17 protein-coding genes and 1 tRNA gene are annotated in these 19,530 nt (G+C 43.2%); 13 read left to right on the top strand and 5 right to left on the bottom strand.

What is annotated here, in order from left to right:
- Positions 1-159 precede the first annotated feature (159 nt).
- Positions 160-1,242: a molecular chaperone DnaJ gene (locus tag O9324_RS12960; RefSeq protein WP_287627650.1), complete on the bottom strand. Its 1,083-nt coding sequence runs from the start codon at positions 1,240-1,242 to the stop codon at positions 160-162.
- A gap of 399 nt (positions 1,243-1,641) precedes the next feature.
- Between O9324_RS12960 and O9324_RS12955 the strand changes: the two genes are divergently transcribed.
- From O9324_RS12955 to O9324_RS12935, 5 genes are all read left to right on the top strand, one after another.
- Positions 1,642-3,000 (top strand): CmpA/NrtA family ABC transporter substrate-binding protein, encoded by a 1,359-nt coding sequence (locus tag O9324_RS12955; protein ID WP_002766431.1) that lies wholly within the window; start codon positions 1,642-1,644, stop codon positions 2,998-3,000.
- Positions 3,001-3,112: 112 nt separating this feature from the next.
- Positions 3,113-3,943 carry a nitrate ABC transporter permease gene (gene ntrB, locus O9324_RS12950; protein WP_043996475.1) on the top strand — a complete coding sequence of 277 codons (831 nt, stop codon included), beginning with the start codon at positions 3,113-3,115 and terminating at the stop codon, positions 3,941-3,943.
- A 70-nt stretch (positions 3,944-4,013) separates the two neighbouring features.
- Positions 4,014-6,032, top strand: a complete 2,019-nt coding sequence (locus O9324_RS12945) for an ABC transporter ATP-binding/substrate-binding protein (protein WP_288140399.1) — start codon at positions 4,014-4,016, stop codon at positions 6,030-6,032.
- A gap of 79 nt (positions 6,033-6,111) precedes the next feature.
- A complete protein-coding gene (locus tag O9324_RS12940; RefSeq protein ID WP_271992431.1) occupies positions 6,112-6,951 on the top strand; it encodes a nitrate ABC transporter ATP-binding protein in 840 nt (279 codons plus the stop codon).
- A gap of 436 nt (positions 6,952-7,387) precedes the next feature.
- Complete coding sequence (locus O9324_RS12935) at positions 7,388-7,861, top strand: phosphate-starvation-inducible PsiE family protein (RefSeq protein ID WP_288140398.1); 474 nt, start codon at positions 7,388-7,390, stop codon at positions 7,859-7,861.
- Between the two features lie 590 nt (positions 7,862-8,451).
- Here O9324_RS12935 and O9324_RS12930 read toward each other — a convergent pair.
- Both O9324_RS12930 and O9324_RS12925 read right to left on the bottom strand, forming a co-directional pair.
- The gene (locus O9324_RS12930; protein ID WP_002766418.1) at positions 8,452-8,973 is read right to left on the bottom strand and encodes an SH3 domain-containing protein; all 522 of its coding nucleotides are present in this window, start codon (positions 8,971-8,973) and stop codon (positions 8,452-8,454) included.
- Between the two features lie 12 nt (positions 8,974-8,985).
- Complete coding sequence (locus O9324_RS12925; RefSeq protein WP_288140397.1) at positions 8,986-10,491, bottom strand: Ycf46 family AAA ATPase; 1,506 nt, start codon at positions 10,489-10,491, stop codon at positions 8,986-8,988.
- A 471-nt stretch (positions 10,492-10,962) separates the two neighbouring features.
- Between O9324_RS12925 and O9324_RS12920 the strand changes: the two genes are divergently transcribed.
- From O9324_RS12920 to O9324_RS12905, 4 genes are all read left to right on the top strand, one after another.
- A complete protein-coding gene (locus tag O9324_RS12920; RefSeq protein ID WP_190358835.1) occupies positions 10,963-11,496 on the top strand; it encodes a cupin domain-containing protein in 534 nt (177 codons plus the stop codon).
- A complete protein-coding gene (locus tag O9324_RS12915) occupies positions 11,493-12,620 on the top strand; it encodes a DegT/DnrJ/EryC1/StrS family aminotransferase (RefSeq protein WP_288140396.1) in 1,128 nt (375 codons plus the stop codon). The genes O9324_RS12920 and O9324_RS12915 overlap by 4 nt, the downstream gene beginning before the upstream one ends.
- Before the next feature lie 44 nt (positions 12,621-12,664).
- The gene (locus tag O9324_RS12910; protein ID WP_288140395.1) at positions 12,665-15,289 is read left to right on the top strand and encodes a polyprenol monophosphomannose synthase; all 2,625 of its coding nucleotides are present in this window, start codon (positions 12,665-12,667) and stop codon (positions 15,287-15,289) included.
- 78 nt (positions 15,290-15,367) lie between these two features.
- On the top strand, positions 15,368-16,324 hold the full coding sequence (locus O9324_RS12905; protein WP_288140394.1) for a hypothetical protein: 957 nt from the start codon (positions 15,368-15,370) through the stop codon (positions 16,322-16,324).
- A gap of 88 nt (positions 16,325-16,412) precedes the next feature.
- Here the strand turns inward: O9324_RS12905 and O9324_RS12900 are convergent, their stop codons facing one another.
- On the bottom strand, positions 16,413-16,610 hold the full coding sequence (locus O9324_RS12900; RefSeq protein ID WP_228020981.1) for a hypothetical protein: 198 nt from the start codon (positions 16,608-16,610) through the stop codon (positions 16,413-16,415).
- A gap of 316 nt (positions 16,611-16,926) precedes the next feature.
- Here O9324_RS12900 and O9324_RS12895 point away from each other — a divergent pair, with 316 nt between their 5' ends.
- Positions 16,927-17,859: a DUF4351 domain-containing protein gene (locus tag O9324_RS12895; protein WP_288140393.1), complete on the top strand. Its 933-nt coding sequence runs from the start codon at positions 16,927-16,929 to the stop codon at positions 17,857-17,859.
- Between the two features lie 38 nt (positions 17,860-17,897).
- Positions 17,898-18,401 carry a sll1618 family protein gene (locus O9324_RS12890; protein ID WP_002787517.1) on the top strand — a complete coding sequence of 168 codons (504 nt, stop codon included), beginning with the start codon at positions 17,898-17,900 and terminating at the stop codon, positions 18,399-18,401.
- A 183-nt stretch (positions 18,402-18,584) separates the two neighbouring features.
- Here O9324_RS12890 and O9324_RS12885 read toward each other — a convergent pair.
- A tRNA-Thr gene (locus O9324_RS12885) sits at positions 18,585-18,656 on the bottom strand.
- Positions 18,657-18,715: 59 nt separating this feature from the next.
- Between O9324_RS12885 and O9324_RS12880 the strand changes: the two genes are divergently transcribed.
- Both O9324_RS12880 and rbp read left to right on the top strand, forming a co-directional pair.
- Complete coding sequence (locus O9324_RS12880) at positions 18,716-18,970, top strand: DUF3493 domain-containing protein (protein ID WP_002766406.1); 255 nt, start codon at positions 18,716-18,718, stop codon at positions 18,968-18,970.
- 221 nt (positions 18,971-19,191) lie between these two features.
- Positions 19,192-19,485, top strand: a complete 294-nt coding sequence (gene rbp, locus O9324_RS12875) for an RNA-binding regulator (protein WP_002766405.1) — start codon at positions 19,192-19,194, stop codon at positions 19,483-19,485.
- Positions 19,486-19,530 lie beyond the last annotated feature (45 nt).

The following is a 19,530-nucleotide window of genomic DNA, read 5'->3' as shown; positions in this document are numbered from 1 at the left end:
GCTTCGCCCCTACAGGACACGGGCCGATGAAGACGCAAGGTTTTGAACGACGATTCTCTCAAAATCTTGCACCTGTGAGAGCAAAACAGAACCCTAAAACCCTTACCTCGTCTATATTTCACATTTATTCAGCATACCCTAAATACTGGCTTTCTCTCTTCAACGGCTGATTCCGCGAAGTTGCTGCAGAAGTTGATCAAGAATGTCTTCCATCTCTTCCGGGCTGCGGCCCATCCTGACCGGTCCGCGCAGAAACTCTTTAACCGTTATCTTTTTATCGCGGAAGTCACGGACAAAATTATAGATTTTTTCGGTGGATTGAACTTGTAATTTCATCTCCTCTAGCATTTGCTCAATCGGGTCGATGCCATCCTTCTCACAAGCGCGACTGGCCCTCACCATCTCGCCTTCTGGGGTATTTCGCACCGAGCGCAGTTCTCTTTTCAGGTTCTCGTATTGCTTTTTGAGTAGTTCGTTATTGGTTTCAACCCTCTCGCACTGTCGTTTGAGGTCGCTTTCCGATGAGCCTTCAACCTCGAAAGTGTCCCCCATTTGATACTGTCGTTCGATTTCGAGCAGTTTGGCAATATCTCCCTCTTTATAGGCGCGGTTGACTTCCTTCATAATCTCGTTGTGACGCATCCGAGTTTCGGGATCCGTAACCTTGTCGGGGTGAAAAATCTCGGCCATTCTCAGGAAAGTGCGGCGTATTTGTCTAGATTCAGGAGATTTAGGCGAGCTTTCAGGTGATAGCTCTGTTCCATCATCGTGACGGTTATAGGAGTCTCCCCCAGAGAAGAAATCCTGCGCGGATTGCTCTGATGCTCCTTCTGGTTCTTCGTCTCCGAAAAGTTCGTCTAGTTCTTCGTCTCCATCGTCAAATTTCGGGCTAATCACCCCCGTTAACTGAAGTGTCTCGTAAATTCCGAGAATCCTTTTTTTTGTCTGCTGCCCCAATTTTCTAGCAGTGAGGATTTCGTCAAAAAGGGCGTGTATTTCGCGGTCGAGGTCGGTAAGTTTTTCATAGAGAGGTTGTCCTCTCTGAAAAATCTCCGTCGCCAGGGAACGCATCTGGTCGAGGAATTTCTTCAGTTCGTTGCGTTTTCTGCCAATCTGCTTGAGGAGCCACTGATGCTCCTCCTCTAAAGCTTGCAGACGAAAATGTAGGGAAGACAGAGCCAAGGAAGGAGAGGTAGGCGAATCAGAGGAGTTCGGTGATTTCGGCTTTTTAGATCTGGTCATTACTTTGGGGTGAAAGCATATTGTCCATTCTACCAAGCCAGAAGGAGCCGCATTCCTAAAACTCACCCTTGGCTCATTTTATTGTTTCTCCCCACCTCCCTGCTCCCCATCACCCCTGCTCCAGCGCCCTACGGAAACCTTTTTAAGTGGCTAGAAGCTAGATATATCAATGGTCTTAATTAATCCTTATCAATCGAATTAAATTTTTGTACATAAAATTCTCGCTCAGATTAATTATTTTTTCCAAATTCCGCTAGACTTATTTAGTAAGTTCAATCGAAATTCAATATTCCATAGCTAAATTTCTATAGCACAGGCTAGAAGGAAAGTTTAGCGAGGGATTCCTTTACCCATAATTCAGCACACATATTTGCTTTAGCAAGCAGGTAGGAGGACTCTATGTCAAATTTTTCGAGACGGAAATTTTTAACCACGGCGGCAGTTTCAGCGGCAGGGGCTGTTGTCCTGAAAGGTTGTGTGGGTAATCCCCCCGACAGTACGGGTGGAACCAGCAGCACCGCACCCGCTTCCCCGGTTGCTTCTCCTGTGGCGGTAGCTCCCGGAGAGGCCCCCGAAACCACCAAAATTAAATTAGGTTATATTCCTATTGTTGAGGCCGCACCTTTAATTATTGCCAAGGAAAAAGGCTTTTTCGCTAAACACGGGATGCCCGATGTGGAAGTCTCCAAACAAGCTAACTGGGGCGCCGCTAGAGATAACGTCGAAATTGGGGCAGATGCGGGCGGAATTGACGGAGGACAGTGGCAAATGCCCATGCCTTACCTGATTTCCGAGGGACTAATCACCAAAAATAACGTTAAAGTCCCCATGTATGTGTTAGCGCAGTTAAACACCCAGGGTAACGGAATTGCGATCGCAGGTAAACACGAGGGTAAAAATATCGGTTTAGACCTGAAACCCGCCAAAGATTACATCCTCGGCATGAAAACGACGGGAACTCCCTTCAAAGCTGCCTATACTTTCCCGAAAGCTAATCAGGACTTCTGGATTCGTTACTGGTTAGCCGCCGGTGGTATTAACCCCGATACGGATATTAACCTAATTGCCGTACCCGCAGCCCAAACCGTGGCCAACATGAAAACGGGAACTATGGATGCGTTTAGTACCGGCGATCCTTGGCCGGCGAGAATTGTGGCTGATAATATCGGTTTCATGTCAGCTTTAACCGCAGAAATCTGGCCCTATCACCCGGAAGAATACCTCGCCATCCGCGCCGATTGGGTGGATAAAAACCCGAAAGCTACTAAGGCACTATTAAAAGGAGTTATGGAAGCGCAGCAATGGCTCGATCAAGAGGCAAATCGGGCAGAAGCGGCGGCAATTCTCGCTAAACCGGCTTATTTCAACCTCAAAGAAGAAATTATCGCCGGTCCCCTCAAAGGAATGCAGAAAATGGGTGACGGTAAACCGGAAATCACCGACAAAAATAAAGGGGTTTTCTACTGGAAAGATCCCGCCGGTAGCGTTTCCTATCCCTATAAGAGTCATGATCTCTGGTTTTTAACCGAAAGTGTTCGTTGGGGTTTCTTGCCGAAAGAAACTTTAACCACTGCCTCAACATTAATCGACAAAGTTAACCGCGAGGATCTTTGGAAAGCGGCAGCCACAGAATTAGGAGTTCCTGCGGCCGATATTCCCACCAGTACCTCCCGTGGTGTGGAGAAATTCTTTGATGGCAAAACTTTTGACCCCGCTAATCCCCAAGCTTATCTCGATAGTTTGGCGATTAAAAAATAGCGAGTTTTTCCCGATAGGTTAGGGGCATAAAATATCTAGTCTATCAATCCCAAAAATGTTTTCTTCTCTTTCCAATCAAGTAACTTTATCTTCAACAAAGGAAAACGGCAAAATGGCAACTAGCGTCAGCAGAACAAGTAAAGGTGGTTTCAACTTTAGTAAATTCTGGAAAAAGCATTCTGGGGATATCCTTCCTCCGATTGTGGGTATTTTATTTTTCCTGATTTTATGGCAGTTAATGTCTATGGTGGGATTGATTAAATTACCGCCGCCATCGGATATTATTACTAATGAGCGTACCCGCACCTATTTAATGTATCCTTTCTTTGATCGTGGAGGTATTGATAAGGGACTATTCTGGCAAACTCTCGAAAGTCTAAAACGGGTATTAATCGGTTATTCTTTTGCCGCAGTGGTGGGTATTGGAGTTGGAATTATGGTTGGGGTTAATCCCTTCTTAAATAAGGCACTCGATCCCCTTTTTCAATTCCTGAGAACAGTTCCTCCTCTTGCTTGGGTTCCCCTATCTTTGGCCGCTTTACAACAAAACCAACCTGCTGCTTTATTCGTTATTTTTATTACCGCAGTTTGGCCAATTTTGATTAATACTACCGTTGGTGTCCAACAAATTCCCCAAGACTATATCAACGTTAAACAAGTCTTGCAATTGTCCAACCAAAAATTCTTTTTCAAGATATTAATTCCCTCAGCACTTCCCTACATCTTCACCGGTTTGAGAATTGCGATCGGTTTAGCTTGGTTAGCGATTATCGCCGCTGAAATCGTTATGTCTGGTATCGTCGGTATCGGTTTCTTTATCTGGGATGCCTACCAAAATAACTACATCAGCGATATTATTCTCGCGCTATTTTATATCGGTGGTGTGGGTTTATTACTCGATCGCTTTATGGCTTGGTTACAGAATCAAATCGTTCGTCAATAGGGAATTAATGGGGAGAGTTTCCCCATCTTCAACCAACTGAAACTTGAGCTAACTTAAGGAGAAAAAAACTATGAGTTTGTTTGTTGCTGTCGATAACATTGATAAAATCTTCCCCCTCAGTGGTGGCGGTGAATATGTGGCCTTAAAAGGGATAGATTTACAGATAAAAAAAGGAGAATTTATCTCCCTTATCGGTCACTCTGGTTGCGGAAAATCCACCCTCTTAAACATGATCGCTGGTTTAGATTTGCCCACAGAAGGGGTGGTGACTTTGCAAGGTCAAAGCATTAAAAAACCAGGGCCAGATCGCATGGTAGTCTTCCAAAACTATTCCCTTTTACCCTGGTTAACCGTCAAAGAAAATATCACTCTGGCAGTCGATCAAGTTCTCGCTCAACTATCAGAAGATGAAAGAAAAGCTGAAGTCGAAAAATATATCGATCTGGTCAATCTTCGTCATGCAGTGGATAAACGTCCCAACGAATTATCGGGGGGGATGAAACAACGGGTAGCGATCGCTCGCGCCCTAGCCATCCGTCCGAAAGTCCTGCTTTTAGACGAACCCTTTGGCGCGTTAGATGCCCTGACTAGAGGTAATCTACAGGAACAGTTAATGCAGCTGTGCGAAGAATACGAAATGACCTCGGTAATGGTGACGCACGATGTGGATGAAGCGGTGCTATTATCCGATCGCATCGTCATGCTTACCAACGGTCCTGGCTCAAAAATTGGCGGTATTTTGGAAGTAGATATCCCCCGTCCCCGCAAACGCATGGAAGTGGTGGAACACCCCAGTTACTACAGTCTCCGGAGCGAAATTATCTATTTCCTCAACCAACAAAAACGGATCAAAAAACTACGCGCTCGCAAAGTCGAAGTGATTGCCCGTCACGGTTTAGAAAAAGTCAATCTAGAGATCGGTTTTGTTCCCCTCACCGCTTGCGCGCCCCTAGCAGTGGCCAAAGAAAAGGGATTCTTCACTAAACATGGTCTAGATGAGGTGAATTTAGTCCGGGAAACCAGTTGGCGAGGGGTTGTGGATGGGATCGCAGGAGGGTTCCTCGACGGGGCGCAAATGCCTTCAGGAATGCCCACCTGGTTAACCGTCGGTGGTTATCAGGAGCAACCTTTGCCGATTGTCAGCGCCCTGACTATGACTCGCAACGGTAACGGTGTCACCCTCGCTAAACGCTTCTACGACGAGGGAGTGATTGACGGTAACGCTTTAAAACAGATGCTATTGGAATCGAAGGAGCAGCGCCATATTTTTGGCATTGTTCACCCCTCCTCCATGCACAATTTGCTCCTGCGTTACTGGTTAGCGGCAGCGGGAATTGACCCTGATCAAGACGTTCACCTCGAAACTATTCCCCCGGCCCAAATGGTAGCTGACCTGAAAACCGGCAGTATTGACGGTTACTGTGTCGGTGAACCCTGGAATCTACGGGGCGCCATGGAGGGTATCGGTTACACCGTCGCTACCGACTTAGAAATCTGGCAGGGCCACCCGGGTAAGGCCCTGGGAGTCCGGGAAGATTGGGCCAATAAATACCCTAATACCCATGTCGCTTTAGTCAAAGCACTGCTGGAAGGTTGTCGCTACTGTGCCGAGGAAGGGAATCAGGAAGAAATTCGTCAAATCCTCGCCAGTCGTCAGTATCTTAGTACCAATATTGATTATATCCAACTGGGTGATCCCAACTCCTACGCGTGCAGTATTGATCGACCGATGAAAGAATATGCACACCATCTGTTCTATGGAGATGGGGTAAATCGTCCCAGTCGTACCGAACACCTCTGGATGATGACCCAAATGGCACGCTGGGGCCACATTCCTTTCCCCCGTAACTGGGTAGAAATTCTCGAACGCGTCTGTCGGGTGGGTGTCTTTAGTACCGCGGCCCGGGAATTGGGTCTAGGGGATATTAAATATCGTCGCACACCGATCCTTTTATTCGATGGTATCGAGTTTGATGCCGAGGATCCGATCGGTTATCTCAATAGTTTAGAGATCAAACAAAACGTCACCATGGCCGAAGTGGCTATTGATGCTCGTCCTAGTGCCAGCGAATCTCGTAAAATTGCCTAAAAATCAACTAAGGGGATAATTATTAGCCAATTATCCCTGGTTATTGCCCCTATTAACTAATTTCCCCCAAAGACTAATCATGTACACCACCACCGACACAATTAACCGAGCAACCCAGACCCCCAGTAAAGAAGCTTTTGTCACCATTGAAGGAGTTTCTAAGGTTTATCCCACTCCCAGAGGCCCCTACACCGTCCTCAAGGATGTTAATCTCAGCATCAATGAAGGTGAATTTATCTGTGTGATCGGTCACTCCGGTTGCGGTAAATCGACCCTATTAAATATGGTGTCGGGTTTTTCTTCTCCCACCGATGGCATCGTTAAAGTTAACGGTAAGAAAATTACTAAACCTGGGCCCGATCGCATGGTAGTGTTTCAAAACTATGCTTTATTGCCTTGGTTAAGCGTTTTTGAAAATGTCTATCTTGCGGTAGATGCGGTGTCTCCCAATGCTCCAGAAGCACAAAAACGCTCGATCGTGCGGGAACATTTAGCTATGGTGGGTTTAACCGAAGCTATGGACAAAACCCCTCCCCAAATCTCCGGGGGGATGAAACAACGGGTTTCGATCGCTCGCGCTCTTTCTATCCGTCCGGAGGTGTTGATTCTTGATGAACCTTTCGGCGCCTTGGATGCGATTACCAAAGAGGAATTACAGGAAGAATTGCTGAAAATCTGGCAAGATAAACGCTGTACGGTGTTGATGATTACCCACGATATCGATGAGGCTCTTTTCCTCGCTGATAAGCTGGTAATGATGACCAATGGACCGGAAGCGAAAATCGGCGAAGTGATGAATATTCATTTCCCCCGTCCCCGCGATCGGGAGAGAATTATGGAGGATCCGGAATATTATCGTCTGCGTAACTATGCCCTCGACTTCCTCTATAATCGTTTCGCTCACGATGATGTCAGCTAGATGCGAGCATTTGTATTAGTTTTTGGTGCGGTTGACTTAATAGCGATCGCACCTTGATTTTTTTTCTAGGGAAGCCTTCTTCAAGTAAAATTATTTCTAAGTAAGTGGGTGGGTGGAATTAAATATAAGATGAACGTAGGTTGGGTTGAAGCATGAAACCCAACGACCGCATAGTTTACGCTACCGCTAACCCATCCTACAAATAATTGTGCCTCCCTACTTAGATGTTAAAAATTGTCAGATACCCCCCTTATCAAGGGGGGATTAAGGGGGGATTAAGGGGGGATCAGCACCCCCCTTATCAAGGGGGGATCAAGGGGGGATCAGCACCCCCCTGATTAAGGGGGGATTAAGGGGGGATCAGCTTACTTGTTAACTAAATAGAATAATTAGCAGTCAAATACAATAATAATTTTTACTTTTTACTTAATCGATCATGCTCAAACAGATACGGAAACTACTTATCAATTTTGGTCAACAATGGCGCGATGAAAATTTCATGAGGTCGATTCATGTCATTGAAAACTTAGTTTCTAAGGTTTTATCCGTAGCCTTAATTGTTGTTATTATTGTTTCTCTTTATGATCTAGTAGTTATTCTAATCCAAGATTTATTTACTACGGAACCCGTCGGTTTTTTTAGCAAAACTTTAATTGAAATTTTCGGATTATTTCTCAATATTTTAATTGCCTTAGAGTTATTAGAAAACATCACTGCTTACCTAAGGAAACACATCGTACAGGTTGAATTAGTCGTAGTTACTGCCCTGATTGCCATCTCTCGAAAAATTATTATTTTTGATCCCAAGAAATACAGTAAAGATGATTTAATTGCCCTCACCGTGGGAACCTTAGCTTTAGCGGCAAGTTATTGGTTAATCAGAAAAGTTAATCGCGATAATCGTTCTTGAATTAGTGGTTAAGTACCCAGACAGAATTAGGGCTTGCTGAATAAATGTGAAATGTAGGCAAGGTAAGGGTTTTGTGGGTTTTCTTGCGAAACAGGTGCAAGATTTTGAGAGAATCGTGCTTCAAAACCTTGCGTCTTCATCGGCCCGCGTCCTGTAGGGGCGAAGCATTCGGATAGAAAATCTACGGTTTCACCGATAGGTTATTGCCCGAATGCTTCGCCCGTACTTTTTCAGCCAACCCTAATTAATCACAGATATTTTTTACTTCCGGAGTGCCGCAGTTCTGGGGTTCTCTCCTTCCAGAGTGTAAATTTAACTTTGTCCAACTACTGATTAGGGAAAGGGATAGATTTAGAAAATCTATCCCTTCTAAATATTTAGGGTTTGCTGAATAAATCTAAAAACATTGTTCGATAATACTTTTAGACCTTTTTGAAATCCAAAAGTACCGGCCATTGGAGTGAGCGGGGGGAAAATTCTGGGACTTTTTCCCTGAAAATTAGGTAATTGACCGCCTGAAAATGGGTAAAACCCTGCACCCTACGCCCCACACCCTGCCCCCAGGAAAAACTTTTTGCCGCAAACCCTATTTACTGGACTCTAGAAATATTACCCGCTTTAATCCAACCTTCGCGACCATCGGACAGACGCACGCGCTGCCATTGGCCATCGCTGCTGGTTCCCACCACACTGACTTTAGTATTATAATCGAGACCACCGAGACGAGTCGATTCACTGGTAGGTTGAGAGCGCAGACTTAAACCGCTTTGCCATGTCACCCGCGCTTGATAACCCTCGGATGTAGTTTCTTTTTTTCTTGCTTCGGGACTGGGTTTCGGGGCAGCTTTTGGTGCTGGTGCAGCTGTGGGAGACTCTTTCACCGCAGCTTGGGGTTGTTCTTGGACGGGAGTAGTAGCGGTGGGAGAAGGTTTGACGGCGGTTTTTTCCTCCTTAGTTTCCTCTTTTTTCTCCTCGGTAAAGACGGGTTTAGGAGGATTAGAATTCATACCGGAGAGAAGCATATAGGCGACAGCAGTGGCCCCACCGACCAAAATCGCCACTCCCATGACAAAACCGACCATAAATTGCAATAAACCAGATAAACGCTTCATATTGGTGCTAAATTAACTGTTAGGATTAACATTAAAACGATCATCGCGAGAGGCTAAACGAGCTTTACCGGACTTAGCCCAATCCTGTAGAAACTGGATCTGTTCTTGAGCAGTGCGAGCCAGGGGTATAATCTGACTAGCGGCCTCAAGCACATCATCGGTGCTAAAGTCGCGATTTTGACTAAACCCGATGTGCATCGCTTCCACGATGGTTTGTTCGATTTCTGCCCCCGAAAAATCGGGAGTTTCGTAGGCTAGTCGCTTGATATCATAACTTTTCAGATTATGGGGCCGGACTTTCCCCAGATGAACGCTAAAAATCTCCTCGCGGGACTTTTGGCTAGGTAGTCCGACAAAAAATATCTCATCGAAGCGTCCTTTTCGCAACATTTCCGGGGGCAAAGATTGGATGTTATTAGCTGTAGCGACGACAAAAACCGGCGATTGTTTCTCGGCTAACCAAGTGATAAAAGTCCCGAAAACCCGCCCGGTGGTTCCTCCGTCGCCTTTCCCATCCACTCCGGCGAAAGCTTTATCGATTTCGTCTATCCACAGCACACAGGGAGCTAAAGCTTCGGCGAGATTAATCATCTGACGGGTGCGTGATTCCGATTCTCCCACCAATCCGCCAAATAAACGCCCCACGTCTAGACGCAGTAGGGGTAAGTGCCAATGATGGGAAATAGCTTTCGCTGTCAGGGATTTACCCGTCCCCTGAATTCCCACCAATAGTAAACCCCGGGGATTGGGTAAACCGTAGGCGCGGGCGCGTTCACTAAAAGCACCACCGCGACGAATCAGCCAGTCTTTGAGATTATCTAGTCCCCCGATGTCAGAAATCTGCTCTGTGGCGGGATAAAAGTCTAATATCTGGGTTTGACGAATCGATTGGCGTTTTTCTGCCAAAATTAATTCCACGTCCTCTGGCTCAATTTTGCCGTGACTGGCTAAACATTTGGCTAAAACCCGACGAATTCTCTCTAGGGACAATCCTTGGGCAGAAAGCACTAATTCATCCAGGAGTGGTTCTTTTAGGGGTTGTCCGGTGGCGGCGATTAATCGCTGGATTTCCTGTTTAATTTCTTCGCCACTGGGGAGGGGAAAATCGACGACGGTGATGACTTCGGTGAGATCCGAGGGGATAGACAGTTCGGGAGCGACGATAATTAGGTTTTTAGGCTGAGATTTCAGGGAACGGGCAAGATTTCGCAATTTTCTGGCGATGGAAATATCTTCTAAAAAGCGCTGGAAATCGCGTAAAATTATGATTGCGGCGATGTTAGACGGCAGCTTTTCGACGAATTCAAGAGATTGCAGGGGATTACGCCGAGCAAAGTTCTCATTATTGGGATTATCTTGATAACCATCCACAAAATCCCAGACATAGACAGCACGGTTATTGCTCTGTTTGGCAATATCGGCGATCGCTTTTTCGAGACGTTCTTCTTCTAAGGTGGTAATATAGATGAGAGGATAGCGCGCCCGCAGCAGTAATTGAAATTCTTCACCAAAGCTCATAGCTATTCGTCTATAGTTTTTGCTATTTATATCATCATCAGAAAATATAGCAGTTAGCCGTCAGTCAAATAACCATGGTAGGTAAGCTGTGCTGCATTTCAACTGTGTCCCAGATATTTTAGTACAAATGCTCAGATTTGTGTTCTAAATGTTCCACAAGTGCTTCGCCATCGTTCCGCTTATCTTCATGAGACCCCTGTTTAATTCTATTTTTTTACCCTTAAGTATTTCTACTTATTTCTAAAGTTAGATGCTCCCGTGTTTTCTTAAATGTATGGTAGAAGCATCTTGCCTTAGTCGGGATTAACCTTCTGTTAACTAAATTAACAGAAGGTTAATTAGATTAAGCTTTAGCTAATTAAATTAAATTGGCCTACCAGGGGTGACAAAAGTTAGTCACTCGTTCGCCCCTTCTTTGCTGTCAATTAATTTCAGCCTTTCTCACAACCATTCCCTAGGGGGGTTAAATTCATGTTTAAACTAGCTTCAGACTTTTTATCTTTAGATTTTCTCCGCCAACAAAATCAGAAAAATAAGCCAGAAAGTCAATTTAACTCTTTGCCAATTTCTCAAATCACGAAAGAGGGTAAAGTTTTAGCGATAATTCTCCGACGAGAGTTTAACCAAGAGGGGATTCATTTCCTAACTCCCGATGATTTTTCCCAACAGTTGGCCTATATGAGACACCCGACGGGAAAAAGTATTATGCCCCACGTTCATAACAAAGTACAACGAGAAGTATTTTTTACCCAGGAAGTCTTAATTATCAAAAGAGGAAAACTGCGGGTAGATTTCTATGATGACGACCAACAATATCTAGAAAGTCATATATTGAGAGATGGGGATGTGGTTTTATTGATACAAGGTGGCCATGGTTTCCAAGTCTTAGAAGAAGTAGAAATGATTGAAGTAAAACAAGGTCCCTACGTTGGTAATCAGGATAAAACTCGCTTTACAGGAATTGAGGAAACCGTGGTTAAAATGGCGGGAGCAGAGATGGCATGAGTAGCTTTATTCCCGTCAATGAACCCCTACTTGCGGGCAAGGAAAAACAGTATCTTAACGAATGTATTGATAGCGGTTGGATTTCTTCGGAAGGTCCCTTTGTTCAGAGATTTGAAGAAAATTTTGCCCTCACTGTTGGGCGAAAGTATGCCGTTTCCGTGTGCAATGGTTCTATGGCCTTAGAAGCGGCCATCGTCGCTTTAGGAATTGGTTCGGGGGATGAAGTGATTCTCCCCACTTTTACCATCATTTCCTGCGGAGCTGCCATTGTCAAAGCCGGGGCGATTCCCGTGGTGGTGGACTGCGAAGCGCAGACTTGGAACATGGATATCAGTCAGATAGAGGCAAAAATCACGCCCCGCACTAAAGCGATAATGGTGGTTCATATCTACGGATTACCGGTGGCAATGACTCCAGTTTTAGAATTAGCTCAAAAATACGGTTTAAAAATTATTGAAGATGCGGCGGAAATGCACGGTCAAACCTATCAAGGTAAACCCTGTGGTAGTTTCGGTGATATCAGTATCTTTAGTTTCTATTCCAACAAACATATTACCACTGGGGAAGGGGGCATGATTGTCACCAACCAAGAGGATATTTTTGAGCGTTGTCGTTCCCTGAGAAATTTATATTTTCAGCCCCAACGACGTTTTATTCACGAAGAACTGGGCTGGAATCTGAGGATGACTAATCTGCAAGCGGCAGTGGGTTTAGCACAATTAGAACAGCTAGAAACTTTTGTCCAGCGCAAGAGAAAAATGGGCAGACGCTACAGGGAATTATTGCAAAATATCCCCTGTCTAGAATTGCCTCTACCTCAAACCGATTATGCCGAAAATATTTATTGGGTTTATGGTATTGTTCTCAAAGATGAGGTTAACTTTGATGCTACGGAAGCGATGAAACGCCTCAAAGAACATCAGATTGGTACGCGTCCTTTTTTCTGGTGTATGCACGAACAACCGGTATTTCACAAAATGGGATTATTGCAAAATGTTTCCTGTCCCGTGGCTGAAAGACTGGCGCGCAGGGGTTTTTATCTGCCTAGCGGTTTAGCTCTCACGGACGAGCAAATTGAGCGAGTGGCCCAAGCAGTTCAGCAAGTTTTTGCTGAGGCTGAGTAGGGATGAAAAATTGATGAAAATTTTTTGAATAAAAACCAACTTTTATGATAATTGGCACGGAGTTTTTATCTTGGGTAGTAATTGCCGCCGGTTGCTTTTATTCCCTATATCTATGTATTTTAGTTCCCAAGGATGTTTTTTTTAATGGCGATGGAGCGCTGAAAGCTTTACTAGCTCGTCAGCTAAGTAATGGTGAATGGCGATTTGACTTAGTTGAGCGCGCAGAAGCTTGGGTTACTCGTCTTTGGCAAGAGGGTTTATACACCTATCGCCCCCCTTTTATCTACTACTTAAATCAACGTTATTATATCTCTTTTCCTTTTTCATTCTCTTTGCTAACTTCCCTTTTTTATAAATTTTGGGGTTATCGGGGGTTTTACTTGATTCCCCTCCTATCAATTTGGGTATTGTGGCTCAGTTTTTCAAGAGCAATTCCCGCTTTTTCCCTAGACAGTTGGGGTGGTCTTTTGGGATTAGTTATTTTGATTTTTGCTTCTCCCTTAACTCTATACAGTGCCATATATTGTGAACATACCCTCGCTGTTACTTTAGGATTTTTGGGAATTGTTATCGCTTTTTTTCTACCCGATACAGCTAATAGTGGCTGGCTGCCCAATTTATTAGGCGGATTTCTAGTGGGTTTATCGGTATGGTTCCGCTCGGAATGTCTGGCCCTAGTGGCAACTTTAACTTTATTAGTTTTCTTGGGGTTAACTCCAGAACAAACCTCAATTTTTGCTTGGTATTCAACCGAGCAAAATCTTAATTTTTCTGAATTTCTGCTAACCAATCGAATAGCTTTTGTTTTTGTGCTAGGTATGATTGTTAGTGTGTTTGTACTGTGGTTTTGCAATAAGTTAATTTATAATCGTTTTCTAGGAGTTCACGCTCTGTTAGTCCTTGAGGAGTTTTCTTGGAAAAAACGTATTCAAGAAGCTCTGACCAGTTTTTATCAGTTAAATAGCTCTTTTTTAGTGCATTTTCCTATCTGTATAATTCCCCTAGCTTACTTGCTCACTTGGAGCGGTCAACAATTGAATTTTGCCAAGGATATTCCCGTAACTTTAATTAGTATAATGGCGATTATCATCTTGGCTGTTCTCGTCAATCTTCGCCAGCAAGGAATGGTCAAAACCAAGGCGTTAGTCAAGGACAATATCATTTACTTCCTGATACTTTTAGCTAGTTGTTATCTATTTGACATCGCCAATATATCTCTAGATAAACAAATGCTTTTTGTCTATGCTCTCTATTTTATCTACACAGTAGGGGTGTCTTGTTTAGTCGATATTGCCCCGGGAGAAGTCATGGTGGGAGGAAAACAATGGGGACCGAGATATTTATTGCCTCTTATACCCTTTGTTACCTTATTAACGGTGGAACAAGTAAAAATTGTCGAGGCGAACCAAGAAGTTTTTGTAGCCAAGGGAAGTTGGGTTTTACTGTTAATCTTAATGGCAATAGGTGTCTATAAAAACATTTATCAAGGGGGAGAATTTTTCTATAAAACCCATCAGGGGATAGCACCAGCTATCAAAAGCATAGAAGAGGATACTAATTCTATTGTTGCCTTTTCTCATCAATATGCGGCACAAGTTTTGGGTTTTGGTTTGGAGAAACAAAAAACTTTCTTCCGTGTGGAAGATAGTCAAGCCATGGTTAAACTATGCCAAGAATTACTCAGTCAAGGATTGTCTAGTTTTCCCTACGTTTGCTATCCCTATCGCCCTTGTCAACTCTTAGAATCCCCACCAGAAGAACTGGAATTTAGCCAAGATGGACAAAAGTTTCAAATTGGCATAAATCGCTCTGGAATCATTGGTAAATATCCTTTCTATGAAATAGTTATATCTGCTTCTGAGACAGGTTTACTAGCCCAAAAATCCGAGGATAAGCCAACAATTACCCCAGCAGCTAATGATTTAGTCTGTACGATTTTACCCACTTATAACGAGCGAGATAATATTAGTCAATTAATTGAACGTTTACTAGCTAGTGTTCCTAGTCCTTATTTAGTGCTAGTGGTGGATGATAATTCTCCCGATGAAACTTGGCAGATAGTAGAAGATTTAGCCCAACAATATCCTACTCCTCCCCAAGATTCGCAATTCCAATCGGGGGTAATTTTGTGTCGCAGAATCGACGAGAAAGGGTTAACTTCGGCTCTACAAAGAGGTATTGACGATGCGATTAATCTGTATGGTGCTAAAATTATTACTTGGATGGATTGTGATTTGTCTATGCCTCCAGAAGATGTGCCGCAATTAGTCACAGCGATTCGAGCTAAAAAAGCTGATATGGCCGTAGGTTCTCGTTGGATTCCGGGGGGTGATGATGTTGCCCACGGACTCATGGCCCGGATGTTAAGCTGGATTATTAATCGCATGGCCATCGTGATGCTAGGCAATCAAGCTCACGACTATACCAGTGGTTTTATTGCCGTTCGTTCTCAGGTTTTAGAAAAAATTCGCTTAAAGGGAGATTATGGAGAATACTGCATTGATTTATTAACCCGTGCCAATCGTTTAGGTTATAAGTTAGTGGAAGTTCCTTATCTTTGCGTTCCCCGCATTTATGGTGAGAGTAAAACCGGAATTAATCTCTGGGATTATTTGTCAAAAGGACGGAAGTATGTGGCGACTATTTGGCAATTGTGGCAGGAAAGATAAGACAATTATCTCTTTTTTGAACTATAATTAGTTATTCTCTAGTTGTCCTCTGGTTCTTCAAATCTAGGAGCTAAACTTATGAAGAAAATGTTTACTTTTTGGCCTTGGTTAGCTACCGTTGGGGTGGCTTGGTCTTTGGGTTTTTTTTATAACGTACACTACGGTGGTGAATTAAAGTGGCTCCTACAAATGTACGAACAAAAAGTATCTTTTGCCAAGCAGATAGATGCACCGAGACGAATAATTTTTGCGGGGGGGTCGGGGGTAAATTATAGTATTAACTCTCAATTCCTCGAACAGGAGCTAAAAATCCCAGTTTTTAACTTTGGTTTACAGGGAGATTTGGGATTAAATGTCATCTGCCCAATTATTTTAGAGCAGGTACGTCCGGGGGATATAGTGGTTCTCATTCCTGAATATTTAATGTTACTGGATGATGATGGTATTGGTTATGGTGATGGTTTATTTGGTTCGGTTCCTTTTGGTGTTGCCATTGGAAAACCTGGTTTAGGAAATATACCCTTAGAACAATTAGTTTCCGAGACTTGGTTAATGGGAGTTCCTAGTTTACGCGCTATAGTAAAAACTGCTGTTGATGTTATACAAACAGGAAAACCTAGGGGTTATTTATCAGATCCAATCACAGAAAAAGGAGATCCTACCGTAGTCAAACATCGTACAGGTAAATGGTGGGCTAGAACATTTGATCGACCTGTTTCGCAACACTCCCTCAAACGCATCGCTCAATTTCAAGAGGAGTTAAAAGCTAAAGGTGCTGATTTAGTAGTTTCTCTCTCTTGGGTTTATGCTAAGACCGATGAAACCACTGTCAAAAATGTTAAAAAAACTATTGAAGAATTGTCTAATATAGTGCCTTTAATCTACAATCCAAAAACTCTTAATCTGCAAACAGATTCTAGTTTATTTGGCGATACCCATGAGCATTTATTACCAGAAGCAAGAATAATACGCTCTAAGGAACTGGTGCAACAACTACGTCCTATAATTCAGGAAAAAACTCCTCAAAATCATTGAAATTATTTCTATTCTCAATCGATAATTTAAAAGTCGTTCGACTTTTTGTACTAGCAGTAATTTGGGATGGAGATAGCAGGGAATTGATTTAACCGGCAAAATTACCGTAAATTTCCCTGAATTTATTCAATTTTAATTTTTGGAATTGTTCTTCCTTCGATAAAGGTTCTTTTCCTCTCGGATGTTCCTGACTCTTTTTCTTGATATTTTTAACTCCTTCTTCTCCTAATTGATTAGATATTGATAATCTAATCCGACAGCTACTGTCGCCTTTTTGATTGTCCATCCTCAAGATATTTTACCTAACCAGTGCCATCTTCTTGTTGCCACTGAGTCTTGACTGGTTCTGTATTTATCTTTCGGTTCCTCTGAACTTAGATGTTCGGATAAGTACGCTTTCTTGGGCATTTTATCTCCTCGTCCTAACTCGTCTTACTAGAGGATTTGCTATTACCCCTCGCTCAAATTTGTGCTACTATGGAAGGCAATATCGAGGATTTAATTTCTTTGTCTCCTAGTGCTGGTCATTGGAAAATCCTTGATAATTACTACAAAAAGTTATGAAGATAAGCTGAAGGATTCCTCGTTTATAATTATTAGGTATGAATAATGTTATTGACCATGATCGTTTATTTAAGGAATTAATTGCGACTTTTTTTGTTGAATTTATTCAGTTGTTTTTTCCTGAGATTATCAATTATTTAGAGCCTAATCAGATCACATTTTTAGACAAAGAAGTCTTTACCGATGTCACGGAAGGAGAAAAGTATGAAAGTGATTTAGTCGCCCAAGTTCAATTTCGAGGACAATCATCATTTTTCTTAATTCATCTAGAAGCACAGTCTAGCTCTCAACTGGAATTTAATCGGCGAATGTTTACTTATTTCGCTCGTCTGCATCAAAAATTTGCCTTACCAGTTTATCCCATTGTCATATTCTCCTATGATCGTCCACAAAAAGAAGCAATTCGTCAATATAAAATTGAGTTTCCTGACTTAAAAGTGCTAGAATTTAACTATCAAGTTGTCCAGTTAAATCGCTTGAATTGGCGAGATTTTATTAATCAAGCTAATCCCGTCGCCGCCGCTTTGATGGCTAAAATGAAAATTGCCCCTCGGGATAGAGCAAAAGTTAAGGCACAATGTCTAAGATTATTGGTAACATTAAGATTAGATGCCGCTAGAATGCAATTGATTTCAGGCTTTGTCGATACCTATCTCAATCTCAACTCGTCCGAGGAGATAGAATTTCAACAGGAGATTAGCACATTTATTCAACCCGAACAGGAGGGAGTTATGCAGATTACCACCAGTTGGATGCGCTGCGGTTTAGAACAGGGTTTAGAACAGGGTTTAGCAAGAGAAAGAAATCTAATTGTTCGTCTGATTAAACGTAAGTTAGGAGCTATTGATGTGGCTCTAGAGAGTCGGATTATAACCTTGACTATTGACGATCTAGAACGAGTGGGGGAAGCTTTATTGGATTTTTCGACAGTGGAGGATTTAACTAATTGGTTAAATGCTTTAGATGCTTAGTATTTTTCTCTTAAACTTTACAGAAGGCTATTGATGTTATGGGTATAACTTTTGAAAATGCTATCCAACAAACTCAAGATTTACTAAGTCAAATTGAGTTGTTAGATACCGATACAATAACTCAGAAAATTACTGAGTTAGTCTCCACAGAAAATGGAGCTAGAGGTTTTTTTGTTACTTATTTAACCAGCAATTTATCCTATACTGAATATCCTAGTTTGGAGGTAATCACTGCTTTAAAAACTTCCCCGATATTGGTGAATGAATTATTAGTCAAAAATCTGGCTATGTCCACGGCAATGGTCATCTATCATCGCAGTCAAGGAGACGAAGAAAACGCCCAAGGTTCTGAGAAAGTCCAAGAAAAAACCAGTCAACTAATTAAGGAGTTATTGTCGCCGGCCTTGGGGGAAAAATTACAACAACTAGCCACCAGTTTAAACAGAGGACAAGGAGAATATCAAGCCTTTCTAGAACGCTGGGGATATGACGATTGCCAACGTCAGGCGATCGCAGGAATTATTCAACCTTTTCTTCAGTAACTAAGGTTTGCCGGAAAAGTTGGTTGGTGGGAGCAGGGTGTGGGGTTTTGCCCATTCCGATCAATCCAGGGTCCGGCACTTTGGGATGGCCAAAAAGTCTAAAAGTCTTATCCAACAAGGTTTTTGGATTTATTCAGCCGGACTTCGGTATTTCTGAGTCAACTTCCGGGAGGTAAAACCCCAAGCCGATGATGGGATTTGAACCCACGACCAATTGATTACGAATCAACTACTCTACCACTGAGCTACATCGGCACATTGCCAGTTCCCGATTATATCACGGACAATAGATACAGAGCTAGAAAAATTTTTTTATGAGCAAATCCCCTCGACTTGATCCCCAAAAATACGCGCGCTTGAAAGAGGAAGCGGCCAATCCCTACCGAGGGCTGCGGCAGTTTCTCTATCTCGGTCTAGGGGCCTCCGGTTTTATTGGTGCGGTGGTTTTTCTAGCCCAATTAGCGGCAGGCAGGGACGTAGCCACCGCCTTACCCAATTTTGCCCTACAAATCGGTGTGGTGGCCCTGATGATTTGGTTATTTCGTCGGGAGAAAAAAGCTGGCGGTTGAGGGAGTAGCGACCGATGGGCAAAACGGTCTCTTTCCCTGGAAAATAAAAGTTAACATTAACTCCAGTCTTTTCGTGTTATGATCGAGGCGAGAGTCAAGATTAGTGTTCAAGTTCGTTTTCAGTATTAACTCGGTAAGTCTTTTACTTTAGTATTGTTCGGCTTCTCCCTGAATTTTGTGTCTCCACACCGTTTCGAGTATTGTTCGAGGATTCAAGTATTATGTCTATTTTTGTTGGTAATCTCTCTTACGAGATTTCCCAAGAAGATCTGGTCGATGTCTTTGCAGAGTACGGCAAGGTTAAGAGGGTTCATATTCCCTTGGACAAAGACACACAGCGCAAACGCGGTTTCGCCTTCGTGGAAATGGAAAGTAAAGCCCAGGAAGCCGCCGCAATTGAGGCACTAGATGGTGCTGACTGGATGGGGCGATCAATTAAAGTTAACGAGGCCCGCGATCGTGAAGAGCGTGCGCCCTTCAATGGTGGTGGTGGTGACAGAAAAAAACGCTATTAAGCTTTTTTTGTGAATAATTGTGGGAGGGTGGACAGGGTTCACCCT

Source organism: Microcystis sp. LE19-84.1B, assembly GCF_027531875.1.
GTDB lineage: Bacteria > Cyanobacteriota > Cyanobacteriia > Cyanobacteriales > Microcystaceae > Microcystis > Microcystis panniformis.
The sequence above is the reverse complement of the archived record's forward strand: the minus strand, read 5'-3'. Positions and strand labels throughout refer to the sequence as shown.